A 14997-nucleotide genomic window follows, 5' to 3' on the forward strand; every position below is an offset into this window, starting at 1 on the left:
AACGGCGCTGTACAGGCCCGCCACGCCGTGGCCGGGCCCGGGCAGCCCGAACGAATGGGGGAGGATCCCATGCCAGCAATTGTGATCGTAGGAGCCCAGTGGGGCGACGAAGGAAAAGGCAAAGCGACCGACCTGCTGGGCGGCCGCGTTGACTATGTCGTCAAACCCAACGGCGGCAACAACGCCGGGCACACCGTCGTCGTAGGCGGTGAAAAATACGAACTCAAGCTGCTTCCGGCAGGCATCCTCAGCCCCAACGCCGTCCCCATTATCGGCAACGGCTGCGTGGTAAACCTCGAGGCACTCTTCCAGGAGATTGAGGGCCTCCAGGCGCGCGGTGCCGACACCTCAAAGCTTCGCGTCTCCGCCAACGCCCACCTCGTGGCTCCGTACCACCAGGTGCTGGACAAGGTGACGGAGCGCTACCTCGGCAGCCGGGCCATCGGGACCACCGGCCGCGGCATCGGCCCCGCGTACATGGACAAGGTGGCCCGCCTGGGCATCCGCGTCCAGGACGTCTTTGACGAGTCGATCCTCCGCCAGAAGGTGGAAGGCTCGTTGCGGCAGAAGAACGAACTCCTGGTCAAGATCTACAACCGCCGTGGCGTGGTGGTGGACGAGATCGTGGAGTACTTCCTGTCCTTCGCCGAGCGGCTGCGCCCGCTGGTCATCGACAGCACGCTGGTGCTGAACACCGCCCTGGATGAGGGCAAGGTAGTGCTCATGGAAGGCGGCCAGGCCACCTTCCTGGACGTGGACCACGGAACCTACCCCTTCGTGACTTCCTCCAACCCCACCGCCGGCGGCGCCTCCGTGGGTTCGGGCATCGGCCCCACCCGCATCTCCCGCTCCATTGGCATCATCAAGGCGTACACCACCCGCGTAGGCGCAGGCCCGTTTCCCACGGAACTGTTCGATGAGATGGGCGTGTACCTGCAGAAGACCGGCGGCGAATTCGGCGTCAACACCGGCCGGCCCCGCCGCTGCGGCTGGTACGACGCCGTCCTGGCCCGCCACGCCTCCCGCGTCAACGGCTTCACGGACTACTTCGTGACCAAGCTGGACGTGCTCACCGGCATCGAGCAGATTCCCGTGTGCGTAGCCTACGATGTGGACGGCGTCCGGCACGACGAGATGCCCATGACGCAGACAGAGTTCCACCACGCCGTGCCCATCTTCGAGTACTTCGACGGCTGGACCGAGGACATCACCGGGGCACGCACCTTGGCGGACCTCCCGGAGAATGCGCGCAACTACGTGCTGGCCCTGGAAAAGCTGTCCGGTACGCGTTTCTCCGCCATCGGAGTTGGCCCGGACCGCGACCAGACCATCGTGGTCAACGACCTCATCAACGACTGACATGTGGGCCCACGCCTGGGCCCACGCTACCGAGGGGCCCCGACCGAGCTTGCGAGATTGGGGAGGTAGCAGGGAGGCTTCCCTGGCCGAGCTTGCGAGGCTAGGGAGCGGGTGGGGACGACGCCGGCGGGTCACCTTCACAGGTGGCCCGCTGTTTGCGTTATCCAGGGAAACTTAAGGCAATTTACACAGGGTTAACGCCGTAGGTCTTGCGGCGCTGCACGCCTACCGGCGAGACTCTTTGTTACACCCGGTGACTTGATCACCAAATCGTTCGACCAGACCCGCGGGATTGAGGGGCAGTGATGCGCCCGGACCGGCCGGTGGCAATGGCGCCTCCGGACAAGGACCCGCAGAACGGAAGGATTTGTTATGGCCGGAAAGTTCGAAGCGTTTGTTGACCAGGATTCTTTTTTCAGGTTCCGCCTCCTTGCCCCGGACGGCACCATCATGGCCGTCTCCGGCCCCTTTGACAGCAAATCCTCCCTCGCAGCCGGCATCACCGCCGTCAGGGAGTGCGCAGGAACGGGACTCGTGACCGATCTCTGCCCCGCGGGTACGGCGGCGCGTCAGGCACCTGCTGCAGTTCCGGCGTCGGCCGCTGCAACCGTCCAGGATGACTGTGACGACCGGCGCGTACCCGCCAGCACACACACTTCCAGCCTTTCCCCCGGGCCGCGGCGGCAGGGAAGCCGGCCACGCTGGATCACCGCAGCCGCCCGCTGAACCGGGCCGCGAAAATTCCTTAAAAGTTTTTGGGCCTGGGCGTAACCCTTAGGGTGCCCCGGGCGATTACCTTTATGTAGCGCCGGTCTGGAACTTGTCCCCCATCACGTTCCAGGCCGGCTCTTTCACTTTCGGGCGGAAAGGCATGTGCTGCTGCAGCATCGCGTGGCGCATCCGGACAGTGGTTACCGAGGGGTAAAGTGATCCCGGGAAAAGGCACTTCCGAGGTTCGGATCCTGCCTCTCCCGCCAAACAGCCTCTCTTTGACTGAAAGCACTACGTCCGTGACTGATGCACTGACAGGCCTGGCCCCGGGGGACCAGGCCACCGGGTCTTCCGGTTTCAGCGCGGTGTACCGGACGTATGCATCACAGGTCCTGGGATATTTCACCGCCCGGGGCGTCGAGGATCCGGAGGCGGCAATGCAGGAAGTGTTCCTGTCCGTCCTGCCGCGGCTTGGCACCATCCATGGCGGTCCCGCCGGGCTCCGGACGTTCATCTTCTCCGTGGCCCACGCCCGCATGGTGGATGACCAGCGGCGCCAGAGCCGCACGCCCGCGAAGCTGCCGTTCGAGCCCGGGCTGGACCAGCGGGAAGATCCGTCGGCCGAGGCGGAAGCGCTGGAACGCATATCCCCGCAGGAGGTCCTGGATCTGCTGGACGGGTTGCCCCGGGACCAGCGCGAGGTCCTGGCACTGCGCCTCGTGGCCGGACTCACGGTGGAGCAGTCAGCTGATGCCATGGGAAAGAGCTCCGGTGCGGTGAAGCAGTTGCAGCGGCGGGCGCTGGGTAAGCTCCGGGAACTTTCGGCCGTGAAGGAGTACCTGAGCTCATGACACCGCAAACTGATGTGTTGCCGGTCCTCGTGGAGGACATGCTCCTCGACGCCGGATTCGGGCAGGACGCCGTACTCCGGGACACCCTCCTTGCGCTGGGGTCCCTCGCCAACCTGGCTGCCCCGCAGCCCGGCCCTGAGCTGGCGGCTCTGTTGTCCCGGCCGGCAGGCCAGCTGGAACGCCGCCGGCGGGTCCTCCAGCGGAGGACTACGGCCCTGGGCCTCGCCATCATTGCCGGTATGGGACTGGGCGTCACCGGGGTGGCCGCGAGCTCCACCGGACATGGGGATTCCACTGGTCTCTCCGTCCAGCATCTGCTTCAGGACTGGACCCCGTCCTGGAGCATCGCCCCAGCGGCGTCGCCCCCTGTGGCGCAGGAGCCGGCGCCTTCTGCCGGACCGGCGAGGGAACCGGCAGTGGCGTCAGCCGAAGCCGTTGCCGGGCATACTGGCGGCATGGCGGAACTTCCTGCACCCGGCAAAGTGCTTGGGGCCAAGGATGTACCGCGAACCAAGAATGAGGTGCCGAAAGGGAATGCCGGCAGTGACGGGGAATTTGCGGGCGGCGGCGGCAAGCCGGGACAAACGGGGCCGGCCCTGGGGCCGGCCCCGTCCCGTGCCGGGAAGCCCGGCCGTTAAGAGCGGCCCCGGCTTAGGCCAGGACCTGGCGCTTCGATGAGATGACGCCGGTGTCAAAGCCTGCCAGATGGAGTCCGCCATGGAACCTGGCGTGCTCGATCTTGACGCACCGGTCCATCACAACATGGAGCCCGGCAGCTTCGGCCTCCGCGGCCACGCCTTCATGCCAGGACCCCAGCTGCAGCCACAGGGTTTTGGCGCCCGCAGCGATAGCCTCGTCCAGGACGCCGGGGAGGTCGTCGTGCTTGCGGAAGACGTCCACGATGTCCGGGCTTTCCGGCAGGTCTGCGAGCGACGCGTACGTGGGCTGGCCCAGGATCTCCTGGACTACCGGGTTAACGAAGTACACCTTGTAGCGGGAAGAGGACAGCAGGTAGGTGGCCACGAAGTAGCTGGCCCGGGAGGGCTTGTCCGATGCCCCCACGATGGCGATTGTCTTTGCTTGCCGCAGCAGGTCCAGGCGTTCGGGCGCCGAGGGGCCTTCCCAAGTGCGTGCTGTAATGCTCATGCGCGTGCTCCGATCGTGCAGGCGTCGGCTGCTTCGTCATCCCGCATCCCCGCCTCCGCAGCTGTGGCTTGCGATGCTGCGGTGAGGGCCTGGTCAAGGTCCCACAGGATGTCCTCGATGTCCTCCAGGCCCACGGAAATGCGGACCAGGTCCTCCGGCACGCCTGCTGACTCGAGCTGCGCCGGGCTGAGCTGCTGGTGGGTGGTGCTGCCAGGATGGATCACCAGGGTACGGGAATCGCCCACATTGGCCAGGTGCGAGGCCAGCTGCAGGGATTCGATGAACTTCTGCCCCGCAGCCCTCCCGCCCTTCACGCCAAAGGAGAACACCGAGCCCGGACCCAGGGGAAGGTACTTCCGTGCCCGTTTGAAGTGCGGATGTGACGGCAACCCCGAGAAGTTCACGTAGGCCACGCGCTCGTCGGCCTCGAGCCATTCGGCCACGGCCTGGGCGTTCTTCAGGTGCTCGTCCAGCCGCTGGGGAAGGGTTTCCACGCCCTGCAGCAGCTGGAAGGCGGACTGCGGGGAGAGCGCGGGGCCAATGTCGCGCAGCTGCTCACAGCGGAGTTTGGTGAGGAAGCCGTACTCGCCGAAGTTGCCCCACCAGGAGACGTTGCCGTAGGAGGCTACGGGTTCGGTCATGGTGGGGAACTTGCCGTTGCCCCAGTTGAACCGGCCGCTTTCCACGATCACGCCACCCAGCGTGGTCCCGTGGCCTCCAAGGAACTTGGTGGCCGAGTGGATCACGATGTCCGCGCCGTGTTCGATGGGCCGCACCAGGTACGGCGTGCTCAAGGTGGCGTCGACGACGAGGGGGATGCCGGCGTCGTGCGCCACTTGCGCCAAAGCCGCAAGGTCCTGGACTTCCGACGACGGGTTGGCCACCACCTCAACGAAAATTGCCTTGGTGTTCTTCCGGACCGCCGCCGCGTAGTCCGCAGGTTCGGTACCGGGCACGAACGTGGTGTCCACGCCGAAGCGGCGGAGGGTGACGTCCAGCTGGGTCACGGTGCCCCCGTAGAGCTGGGAGGCGGCAACGATGTGGTCGCCCGCCTGGGTCAGCGCGGCGAAGGTGATGAACTCCGCGGCCATGCCCGAGGACGTCGCGACCGCTCCGATGCCGCCTTCCAGGGAGGCGATGCGCTCTTCGAACGCGGCCACAGTGGGGTTGCCTATGCGGGAGTAGATGTTGCCGTACTTCTGCAGTGCGAACAGGTTGGCGGCGTCCTGGGTGTCCTTGAACACGAAGGATGTGGTCTGGTAGATGGGGACGGCCCGGGCGCCGTGTTCGGCGTCAGGGGTGCCACCGGCGTGCAGGGCGCGAGTGCGGAATCCGAAAGTTCGGTCACTCATCAGACCGTCACCAGCCCGGTGGTTGAGCCTGTCGAAACCGCGGGGGTGCGGGAAAGGTCCAGCTCCGTGCCGTTTTTCCGGGCGAGGTCCGCTTCAAGTTCCCGGACGATGGGCAGGATGTCCTGGCCGAACGCCGCCACCTCCTCCTGGAAGTGCAGGTAGCAGGTCAGGAACAGGTTCACGCCGAGCTTTTTGTACTCCACGATGCGTTCGGCGATCTGTTCCGGGGTGCCGATCAGCTGCGTCTTGAAGCCATCGTTGTACTGGATCAGGTCCTCGAAGGTGGAGTCTGCCCACATGCCCTTGCCATCCTTGGTCGAGGCGCCGGCTTCCTGCACGGCGTCCCGGAAACCCTGGACGGCCGGCCTGTGCGCCTTCGCCACGATCTCGCGCAGGGTCTCGCGGGCTTCCTTCTCCGAGTCGCGGGCGATGACGAAACCGTTGAGACCGAACCGGGGTGCAGCCAAGGCACCTTCGGTGCCGCGGCGGGTTTCGCCGGCGGCGGCCACGACTCCGGCAATGTTGTCCTTGAAGCCTTCCAGGTCCTTGCCGTTGGAGAAGTACCAGTCCGCAACGCGCCCCGCGGTAGCCTGGGCCGCCGTCGAATTTCCACCGAAGAAGATTTCCGGGTGGGCGCGCCCGGGCACGTCAACGGGTGCGGGGTTCAAGGTGAAATCGGTGATGTTGTAGTACTTGCCGGACTGGCTGTACTCCTGCTCCGTCCACAGGCCGCGGAGGACCTTGATGAACTCCTCGGTGCGGACGTAGCGTTCGTCATGCTCCAGCCATTCCAGGCCGAAGTTGGTGAACTCGTTCTTGAGCCAGCCGGAGACGATGTTCACGGCGGCGCGGCCGTTGGAGATGTGATCGGCGGTGATGATGTACTTGGCCAGCACACCGGGGTGCCACATGCCCGGGTGGACTGCGGCGATGACCTTCAGCCGCTCGGTAGCGGCCAGCAGCGCCAGGCTGAAGGACGTGGCTTCGTGCTGCTTGTCCGCGCCGTAGGACGCGGCGTAGCGGGTCTGGGTCAGGGCGTACTCGAAACCTGACTCCTCGGCGATCCGGGCGAGCTTCTTGTTGTAGTCGAAGTCCCAGCCGGTCCGCTGTTCGATGGTGGAGACCACCAGTCCGCCGGAGACGTTCGGTACCCAGTACGCGAACTTCAGCGGCTCGGAAAGACGGGCAACGCTGCTGATGTCATTCATGATTGTTCCTTTACTTTTGTCCGTTGAGATTGGGTGCCGGTACGGCTTTGACGTAGTCGCGCACCGCGCCTTGGATGCCGGCGATCGCCGGCTCGTTTTGGAGCGAGGTAGTGTCGCCGAGGGTGGTTCCCTCGAACAGTTGGGTGAGCAGCCGGCGCATGATCTTGCCGCTGCGGGTCTTGGGTACATCCGGAACCACGACGACGTCGCGCGGCTTGGCGATCGGGCCGATCTCCTTGGCGACGTGGTTGCGTAGGTCCTCGCTGGTTGAGCGCGTCTGGCCGGTGGTTGAGCTTGTCGAAACCCCTGCCTTCAGGACCACAAATGCGACGACGGCGTGCCCGGTCTTCGGGTCGGCCACGGGGCAGACGCCTGCCTCCACCACGTCCGGGTGCGATACCAGCGCGGACTCGATCTCGATGGTGGAGAGCAGGTGGCCGGAGACGTTGAGGGTGTCGTCCACCCGGCCGAGGATCCAGATGTCGCCGTCGGCGTCGTATTTGGCACCGTCCCCGGCCAGGAACCATCCATGCTCCGCGTACTGGCTCCAATAGGAGTCAAAGTAGCGGCGCGGGTTGCCCCAGACCGTGCGGGCGATGGCGGGACCGGGGGAGTCGACCACGATGTTCCCCTGCACCCCTGGGGGAACCGTGTTGCCGGCGTCATCCACAATCCGGGTGCTGACGCCGGGCAGCGGGCGCGCCGCGCAGCCGGGCTTGAAGTCTGTGTCCGTCGGAGCAGGGGAAAGTATGGTCGCACCCGTTTCCGACTGCCACCAGGTGTCCACAATAGGGGCGGTGCCCGCGCCGACGTTATCGCGAAGCCACCGCCAGGCCTCCGGGTTCACTGCCTCGCCAACGGTGCCGAGCACGCGGATGGAGGAGAGGTCGTAGGTGTCCGGAACGCCGTCGGGGAACCAGCCCATGAGGGAGCGGACCAGCGTGGGCGCGGTGTAGTACTGGGTGACGCCGTAGCGTTCGATGATTTCGAAGTGCCGGCCCGGGTGCGGAGTGTTGGGGGTGCCTTCAAAGATCACCTGGGTGACCCCGTTCGAGAGCGGACCGTAGATTTCGTAAGTGTGCGCGGTGACCCAGGCGAGGTCCGCGGTGCACCAGTGGACATCGCGGTCCCGCAGGGCCGGGTCCGGGTTGCTGAACAGGTGCTCGAAGCTCCAGGACGCCTGGGTGAGGTACCCGCCCGAGGTGTGGACCAGGCCCTTGGGCTTCCCAGTGGTTCCTGAGGTGTACATGATGAACAGGGGAGTCTCGGCGTCGAACGCCTCCGGCTCATGGACATCCGCTGCATTCCCGACGACGTCGTGCCACCACACGTCGCGGCCTTCGGTCATAGCGACTGTTGCCAGGTCCGTTGCCGGAGTGGTGCGGTTGACCACCAGGACGTGCTCGATGGCGTTCTCGCCAGCCACTGCGGCGTCCGCGTTGTCTTTCACGGGAACGGCCACGCCGCGCCGGAACTGGCCGTCGGTGGTGACCAGGAGCTTGGCGCCGGTGTCCTCCACTCGGAACTTCAGTGCTTCGGCGGAGAAGCCGCCGAACACCAGGGAATGGATGGCACCGATGCGTGCCACGGCCAGCGTGATGATGATGGTTTCGGGGATGACGGGGAGATAGATGACCACGCGGTCGCCCTTGCCGATGCCCAGGGCCAGGAGCGCGTTGGCTGCCTTGGACACCTCGCGCTGGAGTTCGGCGTAGGTGATGGACCGGCGGTCGCCGGGTTCGCCCTCGAAATACAGCGCCACTCTGTCACCGCGGCCCTCAAGCACATGGCGGTCCACGCAGTTGTAGGCGACGTTGAGCCGGCCGCCGTCGAACCAGCTGATCTGCGGCCCGGTGCCGGCCTCAGGATCTGCGGGCACCCAGCGGTGCGCCGTGTGCCACGGGTTTTCCCAGTGGAGCCGCAAGGCCTGCTGTTCCCAGAAGGTCACGTTATCCGGGTGCACCCCGGCGTTCAGGTCAAAGGTTTCGGTGGTGCTCACGCCCATCGTTTCACCGCCCACTTTTCTGCCAGGCCCAGCAGGGCGTCAGTAATTTTTCCGATCACGGCGAGCATCACGATGGCCAGGAACAGCCGGTCGGTGCGCCCGTTGTTCTGCGAATCCATCAGCAGGAAGCCCAGGCCCATGGACGAGGCGATCAGCTCCGCCGCCACCAGGAACAGCCAGGCCTGGGCCAGCGCCAGCCGCAGTCCGGAAAAGACGGCGGGAACGACGGCGGGCAGCTGCACCGTGGTCAGCAGCCGGACGCCCTTAAGGCCGAAGGCGCGGGCCGCCTCCACCAGGTTGCGGTCCACGTGGCGCAGCGCCAGCGAAACGGTGGTGAACACGGGGAAGAACGCGCCGATGATGATGAGGGTCACCTTGGAGTCCTCACCGATTTTCAGCCACAGGATCAGCAGCGGCACCCAGGCCAGGGACGGAACCGCCCGCAGTGCCCCGATGGTGGGGGCCAGCAGGGCGTCCGCTATTTTGGACAGGCCCACGGTTGCGCCGAGGACCAGGCCCAGCAGGGCACCGACCAGGAAACCGATCACGACCCGTTGGGTGGAGATGGCTATGTGGGTTCCGAGCTCTCCGCGTTCCAGCAGCTCGCCTGCAGCCTCCAGCACCATGGCCGGCGGCGGCAGTTGCACCACCGTGAACAGGTGGCTGGAGGAGGCGATCTGCCAGGCGGCCAGCAGGACTGCCGGGATGATCAAGCCAAGGGGCAGACGCGCCCAGTTCCTGGAGCGGACTCCGGCGGGAGACCATCCCGGTGCCGGAGCGGGTGCCTGACCGGCGCCCGCCCGGGCAGCGTCTGCCGTTGTTGCGGGAGCGGCTGCAGCACGCTCATCCGCAACAGTGTTGCCGGTGATGTGGGGATCTCCGAGAGTGCTCATCAGGAGTCCTTGATGGCTGACGGATCAGCCTTCTTCACCAGCGAGTCGTCGAGAAGGGAGCTGACCGCGTCGTCAATCTGCTGCTGCGTCTTGACGTCACCGGTTTCCACGAAGGTGGGCCCGATCTTCTCCAATACTTTGCGCTGTGCCTCGCCGGGTGCCGGATCAACGTTCAGGTTGCTGCGTTCCAGGACCACGGTCTTGGCCACCGCCGGGTCCAGGCCTGCAACCTTGGCCAGAATGTCGGCCGTCTGGTCCGGGTTTGCGGCAGCCCAGGCACGGGCCTTCTCGTAGGCATTCACCACGGCCTGGGCCAGTTCCGGCTTGTCCTTGAGGAACGATTCGGTGGCGTTGAGGAAGCCGTAGGTGTTGAAGTCGAGGTTCCGGTAGAAAAGTTTGGCGCCCTTCTGCTCGGCACCGGCCATGATCGGATCCAGGCCGGACCAGGCCTGGACGGAACTGTTCTCCAGGGCGGTGCGGCCGTCGGCATGCTGCAGGTTCTGCACCGTCACGTCACCGGGCTTCAGCCCCGCCTCCTCCAGGGCCTGCAGGAGGAAGAAGTAGGGATCGGTGCCCTTGGTGGCGGCCACGGACTTGCCCTTGAGGTCGGCCACGGAGGTGATGTCCGAGCCGGCCGGCGCCACCAGGGCCGCCCATTCGGGCTGTGAGTAGATGTCGATGGTCTTGATGGGTGAGCCGTTGGAGCGGGCCAGGAGGGCAGCGGAGCCAGCGGTGGAACCGACGTCGATAGCACCTGAGCGCAGAGCCTCATTGGCCTTGTTCGAGCCGGCGGACTGGACCCAGTTCACGGTGACGCCCTGGTCCTTGAGGCTCGCTTCCAGCCAGCCCTGGTCCTTGATGACCAGGCTGAGCGGGTTATACGTGGCGAAGTCGATGTTCAGGGTGCCGCCCTTGATGCTGCCGGCGGCAGCAGCGCTGCCGGACGAGCCCTCGCCTGCGACGCATCCGGTCAGTGCCAGGGCCGCTGAGGCGGCCAGGGCGGCCGCGCCCAGGAGTGAACGGCGGGAGATGGGGTGTTCGTACGGCATGGTCATCCTTTGATGCTGGGTCAGGCGGGAAACTAAAAGGGGGAATGCAAAAGGAATTGCAATGGAGCTGCGCTGCCGGCTGCTGAAGTTAATTACGACGTCTGCGGGGGAGCCGCTGCGGCTGCGGGCGGTCAGTGCCCGTCCACGCCCAGCGTTTCCAACAGCGAGCCGCGCATAACGGCGAGTTCAGCGGAGGCGCGATCCCGGGGCCGGCTGCCCGGCACTTCGAGAGTGCGCACGATGGTGGCGCCCTCGCCGTCGCCGTCGGCCCCGAGCACGATGATGCGGTCCGCGAGCTGCAGGGCTTCGTCCACATCGTGGGTTACCAGCAGGACCGTGGTGGGTTCCGCCCGGTGGATGTCCAGGAGGAGGTCCTGCATCCTGATCCTGGTCAGCGCGTCCAGGGCGCCGAAAGGTTCATCCAGGAGGAGGACGCCAGGGTTCCGTGCGAGGGCCCTGGCCAGGGAGGCGCGCTGGGCCATGCCGCCGGAGACTTCGCGGGGGCGGTGCCTGGCGAAGTTGTCCAGCCCCACAAGTTCCAGCAGGCGTGCCACTTTGGCCTTGCCCTCTTTTGCACTGCATCCGGTGGGCAGGCCGATAGCCACGTTCGCCTGAAGGGTGTGCCAGGGCAGCAGCCGCGGTTCCTGGAACGCGAAGGCGCAGCGGGAGTCAATGCCGTGCACAGCGGTGCCGTCGATCACTACGGAACCGGCGCTGGGTGCATCAAGTCCCGCCGCGGCGCGCAGGAGTGTGGACTTGCCGCAGCCGGAGGGGCCCAGGATGGCAAGGACTTCCCCGGCGGCGACGTCGAACGTGACGTCGCGAAGGACAGTGTGGGCAGTGGGGCCGGCCCCAAAAGTCCGCCGCAAGCCACTGAAAGCGACGGGCAGGGCGGCTGGGTGGCCGGAGGCAGCCCCGGCAGGGCGGGACGACAGAACTGCAGTCATGAGGATCACTCCATCGGTCCTGGCAGTAGCACCCTACGGATTCAGCCTTTGCCGGAATGGTCAGTTCCGGATGCCTACGGCTGCTTCCTTGCTATCACCGGCGCGTCGGCCGCGCCCAGTGACCAGGGTTGCTGCGGCTTCATCGATCCAGGTCTCTCGGCCGCTCGGGATGGTCAACTATCACTACACCGGAGCCGCATCCTCTGGACCAAATCTGCCTAACTGGGAGCGTAATATTCGTTCACGCCGGCTTCACCTGCGCATGAACAGTCACTTATTCGAGCATTCGCCGTTTGCGGCAGCGATGTACGCTTGCTGCATGGGCCACGTCAACGATCCGGAAGTCATCGAGCGCCTCATGCGAAACAAAGGGCGGTGGGCCATCGTGGGCCTCACCACCAACGAGTGGCGCGCCGCCTACGATACCTCGCTGTTTATCCGGGACCGGCTCGGTATGGAAATCATCCCCGTGAACCTCCCTGGTGACCCCGTACATGGGGAAGCGGGGTACCGGAGCCTCGGGGACATTCCTCCCGAAAAGCGACCCATCGACGTCGTGGACTGCTTTGTGAACTCGCAGAAGGTGGGGGCCGTGGTGGACCAGGCCATTGCAGTAGGCGCGAAAGCGATGTGGCTGCAACTGGGCGTCATTGACGAGGAGGCCGCGGAACGGGCCAAGGCCGCCGGGCTGGATGTCGTGATGAACACCTGCCCCGCCCAGCAGGCCTGGAAATACAACCTCTGACGCCGCTTGCAGGTTCAGCGCGTCAGGAGCCCCGGATAGTGCCGTTCCGTGACGTCCGGGTGCGCGCGCATCCTGCCCTTGAGCATGTTCATCCCGTAGGAAGCCAACAGCGGGTTGGCGGGATCGTCAGAGATACCCCGCGCTTCGGCCCGCAGTTCGGGCGGCAACGGGACGGGGTCGATAACGGCGTCCAGACGCGGTGACCAGAAGAACGGGACCGAATACCGGTCCACGCCGGGAGGGGGCGCCTGGACCCGATGGATGGTGGCCACGAGGTAGCCTTCAGTAGCGACTTCGAGCATCTCGCCAAGGTTCACCACCAGGGCACCGGGGATCGGCTCCACGGGCGCCCACTCAGTTGCCCCGGGCGGGAGGACTTCCAGCCCGCCGATGTCGTCCTGCAGCAGGAGGGTGACGAATCCGTAGTCCGCATGGGAGCCCACGCCCTGGTCGCCGGCAGCCTCCACAACGCCGCCCACGTAGTGAACCAGTTTTCCCATCCAGGCGGGAGTGCCACCGAAAGGCTCATCGAAGTAGTCCTCCGGCAGTTTCAGAGAGACCGCGATGGCCCGGAGCAGCTCCATTCCTACCCGGGACATCAGCTCCGCCCACTCCATGGCGGCCGGTTTGAGCTCCGGAAAGGACTCCTCCGGCCAAAGATTAGGGCCTTGGAGCAACCAGTACGGCTTGTCGTCCGGATAGTCCCGGACCGGCTCGCGCTCCGGCGAATAGTCGATCTGCTCCCGGGCGTCCGCGCGTCCCCGGGTCACCTCGGTGCCCATCCGCGTGTAGCCGCGGAAGTGCGGTGAAAGCCGGTTGTCCAGCTTCATCCTTTCCTCCAGCGGCAGTGCGAAGAACCGCCTGATAAGGTCCAGCAGCCGTTCCGGCTGACCGGGGGACGCGCCGTAACCGGTGATTTGGAAGAAACCCACATGGTGCGTCGCGTGGCGCAGCTGTTCAATGAAGTCCGGGCTGAATGAACCGTCGTCCTGCCGTGCCTTGCCCAGGTCCAGAACAGGAATGGCCCCCTGATCGTGTGACATCCTCGCAGACTAGCACCGTGGCAGCCGGCTTTGTAGGCTTCCTGCATGGACCCTGCTGCATTGAGGAAAATCTGCCTCTCGTTTCCCGGCGCGTACGAGGATTATCCGTTCGGACCGGAAACCGCCGTCTTCAAGGTCCGGGCCAATATCGCCGGAGGGGCGCGGCATGAGGCCAAGCTCTTTGCTTTGTCCGGCATGAATCCCCAGGACTGGTACGTGAACCTTAAGTGCGAGCCAAACCTTGCCGTGCAGCTGCGCGCTGCCCACCCGGAGATCACCGGTGCCTGGCACATGAACAAGACGCACTGGAACGGCGTCCGCCTGGACGGGACCCTTGCGGACGACATGATCCGGGACATGGTGGAGGACTCTTACGACCTGGTGGTGGCAGGCCTGACCAGGAAACAGCAGGAGCAGCTTGGATGGGCCCGCCTGGCGGGTTCCCGGGGTGCCAACCAGTGAAGGCCAAACGGTCGCCGCAGGGCAGGCACCTCGATTACCCCGGCATCGGGGGCACGGAACACGGGGTTGCTCCCGATGGATACGCCCCTGTCCTGCAAGAAGCGCAACTGGGCTCCGGCTTTGCGGTCTACCGGCGGGTGGCCGCCGGCATCCTTTCCTGGGAGCTCCAGCGGCGTGCCGGCCTACGAGTCCGGACGGATTCACCAAGGGTGGTGCCCGGGGCACGGGTGGTGAGCGGTTTCGGCGTCGGGCCTTTTCGGCTTAGTGCACCCTGCGAAGTGGTTTGGGTACGCGAACCACTGCCGGCGGGGGTCCCGCAGTCGGCAGGATTTGGTTATGGAGCCCTGCAAGGCCACCCGGCGCGGGGCGAGGAGTCCTTTGAAGTGGAGATCAACGGCGACGCCGATGTGCATTTGAGGATTCGTTCCTTCAGCAAACCCGGCAACTGGTTCTACTCGGCCGGGGGACTGGTGACCCGGGCAGCGCAGCGCCACGTTACTTCCCGGTACATTGAAGGGGCACGCCAACTCGCCGCGGAAGGACTACGCCCGTGATTTTTATCGTCGTCAAGTTCAAGGTCAAGCCGGAGTGGTCGGAGCGCTGGCCCGCTCTGGTGGCCGATTTCACCCAAGCCACACGGCAGGAGCCGGGCAACCTCTGGTTCGATTGGTCCCGCAGCCTTGAGGACCCGAACGAATACGTCTTGGTGGAAGCCTTCAAGGACGATGCCGCGGGCGAGCACGTCAACAGCGCGCACTTCAAGCAGGCCATGGCGGACATGCCCCAGGCCCTGGCCGAAACGCCCCGGATCGTCAGCCGCCAATTTGAGGGCGACGGCTGGGACCGGATGGGGGAGCTGGCCATCTGATGTGGATCGGCTGGATCGAATTCGACATCCTCCTGGGCGACGTCCAGAGCCTGAAGGAAAAGCGGTCCGTCGTCAGGCCACTGATAGCTGAAGTCAAGCGCCGTTTCGACGTCTCCGTCGCCGAGGTGGGGGATCACGACCAGTACCGGCGCACCCGGCTGGGCGTTGGCCTCGTGGCAGCAGACCGCGCGCACCTCGTGGAGGTGCTCGCCGCCGTCGAACGCCTGGTGGCCGGGCGCCCGGAAATCGAACTGCTCAGCGCGCGGCAGCGGGATCTGCACAGCGAGGATTAAACCAAGCAACGCGGGGTCACGTGGCGCCCATCCCGAGGGGATTCATGGGCGGCAGGTGACCCCGC

General features: G+C 65.7%; 17 protein-coding genes. 9 read left to right on the forward strand and 8 right to left on the reverse strand.

Annotation, left to right across the window (positions count from 1 at the left end; all coding sequences use genetic code 11):
* Window positions 1–69 precede the first annotated feature (69 nt).
* The 4 genes from QFZ36_RS15925 (at window position 70) to QFZ36_RS15940 (ending at window position 3559) form a co-directional block, all read left to right on the forward strand.
* Window positions 70–1359: an adenylosuccinate synthase gene (locus QFZ36_RS15925; protein WP_306637890.1), complete on the forward strand. Its 1290-nt coding sequence runs from the start codon at window positions 70–72 to the stop codon at window positions 1357–1359.
* A 372-nt stretch (window positions 1360–1731) separates the two neighbouring features.
* Window positions 1732–2085 (forward strand): YegP family protein, encoded by a 354-nt coding sequence (locus QFZ36_RS15930; protein WP_306637891.1) that lies wholly within the window; start codon window positions 1732–1734, stop codon window positions 2083–2085.
* Window positions 2086–2369: 284 nt separating this feature from the next.
* Window positions 2370–2921 (forward strand): RNA polymerase sigma factor, encoded by a 552-nt coding sequence (locus tag QFZ36_RS15935; RefSeq protein ID WP_306637892.1) that lies wholly within the window; start codon window positions 2370–2372, stop codon window positions 2919–2921.
* Window positions 2918–3559, forward strand: a complete 642-nt coding sequence (locus QFZ36_RS15940) for a hypothetical protein (RefSeq protein WP_306637893.1) — start codon at window positions 2918–2920, stop codon at window positions 3557–3559. Before QFZ36_RS15935 ends, QFZ36_RS15940 begins: the two co-directional genes overlap by 4 nt.
* Window positions 3560–3572: 13 nt before the next feature.
* Here QFZ36_RS15940 and QFZ36_RS15945 read toward each other — a convergent pair whose 3' ends face one another.
* The 7 genes from QFZ36_RS15945 to QFZ36_RS15975 all read right to left on the reverse strand — a co-directional run bounded on the left by QFZ36_RS15945 (window position 3573) and on the right by QFZ36_RS15975 (window position 11521).
* Window positions 3573–4067, reverse strand: coding sequence for a CoA-binding protein (locus QFZ36_RS15945; protein WP_306637894.1), 495 nt, complete (start codon window positions 4065–4067; stop codon window positions 3573–3575).
* Window positions 4064–5419, reverse strand: coding sequence for an O-acetylhomoserine aminocarboxypropyltransferase/cysteine synthase family protein (locus QFZ36_RS15950; RefSeq protein WP_306637895.1), 1356 nt, complete (start codon window positions 5417–5419; stop codon window positions 4064–4066). Before QFZ36_RS15950 ends, QFZ36_RS15945 begins: the two co-directional genes overlap by 4 nt.
* Window positions 5419–6627 (reverse strand): dimethylsulfone monooxygenase SfnG, encoded by a 1209-nt coding sequence (sfnG, locus tag QFZ36_RS15955; RefSeq protein ID WP_306637896.1) that lies wholly within the window; start codon window positions 6625–6627, stop codon window positions 5419–5421. Before sfnG ends, QFZ36_RS15950 begins: the two co-directional genes overlap by 1 nt.
* A 10-nt stretch (window positions 6628–6637) precedes the next feature.
* A complete protein-coding gene (acs, locus tag QFZ36_RS15960; protein ID WP_373427084.1) occupies window positions 6638–8632 on the reverse strand; it encodes an acetate--CoA ligase in 1995 nt (664 codons plus the stop codon).
* Complete coding sequence (locus tag QFZ36_RS15965; protein ID WP_306637899.1) at window positions 8623–9525, reverse strand: ABC transporter permease; 903 nt, start codon at window positions 9523–9525, stop codon at window positions 8623–8625. Before QFZ36_RS15965 ends, acs begins: the two co-directional genes overlap by 10 nt.
* The gene (locus tag QFZ36_RS15970) at window positions 9525–10574 is read right to left on the reverse strand and encodes an aliphatic sulfonate ABC transporter substrate-binding protein (RefSeq protein ID WP_306637900.1); all 1050 of its coding nucleotides are present in this window, start codon (window positions 10572–10574) and stop codon (window positions 9525–9527) included. The genes QFZ36_RS15965 and QFZ36_RS15970 overlap by 1 nt, the downstream gene beginning before the upstream one ends.
* A 131-nt stretch (window positions 10575–10705) precedes the next feature.
* Window positions 10706–11521 (reverse strand): ABC transporter ATP-binding protein, encoded by an 816-nt coding sequence (locus QFZ36_RS15975; RefSeq protein ID WP_306637901.1) that lies wholly within the window; start codon window positions 11519–11521, stop codon window positions 10706–10708.
* A 319-nt stretch (window positions 11522–11840) separates the two neighbouring features.
* Here QFZ36_RS15975 and QFZ36_RS15980 point away from each other — a divergent pair, with 319 nt between their 5' ends.
* The gene (locus tag QFZ36_RS15980; RefSeq protein WP_306637902.1) at window positions 11841–12266 is read left to right on the forward strand and encodes a CoA-binding protein; all 426 of its coding nucleotides are present in this window, start codon (window positions 11841–11843) and stop codon (window positions 12264–12266) included.
* Window positions 12267–12280: 14 nt separating this feature from the next.
* On the opposite strand, the gene QFZ36_RS15985 is transcribed toward QFZ36_RS15980, so the two are convergent.
* The gene (locus QFZ36_RS15985; RefSeq protein ID WP_306637903.1) at window positions 12281–13309 is read right to left on the reverse strand and encodes an isopenicillin N synthase family dioxygenase; all 1029 of its coding nucleotides are present in this window, start codon (window positions 13307–13309) and stop codon (window positions 12281–12283) included.
* Window positions 13310–13354: 45 nt separating this feature from the next.
* Between QFZ36_RS15985 and QFZ36_RS15990 the strand changes: the two genes are divergently transcribed.
* Genes QFZ36_RS15990 through QFZ36_RS16005 form a run of 4 tightly spaced genes read left to right on the forward strand, consistent with a single transcriptional unit; the run spans window position 13355 to window position 14932 of the window.
* Window positions 13355–13771 carry an MmcQ/YjbR family DNA-binding protein gene (locus QFZ36_RS15990; RefSeq protein WP_306637904.1) on the forward strand — a complete coding sequence of 139 codons (417 nt, stop codon included), beginning with the start codon at window positions 13355–13357 and terminating at the stop codon, window positions 13769–13771.
* Complete coding sequence (locus QFZ36_RS15995; RefSeq protein WP_306637905.1) at window positions 13768–14325, forward strand: DUF1990 family protein; 558 nt, start codon at window positions 13768–13770, stop codon at window positions 14323–14325. Before QFZ36_RS15990 ends, QFZ36_RS15995 begins: the two co-directional genes overlap by 4 nt.
* Window positions 14322–14639: a putative quinol monooxygenase gene (locus QFZ36_RS16000; protein WP_306637906.1), complete on the forward strand. Its 318-nt coding sequence runs from the start codon at window positions 14322–14324 to the stop codon at window positions 14637–14639. The genes QFZ36_RS15995 and QFZ36_RS16000 overlap by 4 nt, the downstream gene beginning before the upstream one ends.
* Window positions 14639–14932 (forward strand): DUF503 domain-containing protein, encoded by a 294-nt coding sequence (locus QFZ36_RS16005; RefSeq protein ID WP_306637908.1) that lies wholly within the window; start codon window positions 14639–14641, stop codon window positions 14930–14932. Before QFZ36_RS16000 ends, QFZ36_RS16005 begins: the two co-directional genes overlap by 1 nt.
* The last annotated feature ends 65 nt before the right edge of the window (window positions 14933–14997 follow it).

Origin of the sequence: Pseudarthrobacter siccitolerans (assembly GCF_030823375.1) — a bacterium.
Classification (GTDB): Bacteria; Actinomycetota; Actinomycetes; order Actinomycetales; family Micrococcaceae; genus Arthrobacter; species Arthrobacter siccitolerans_A.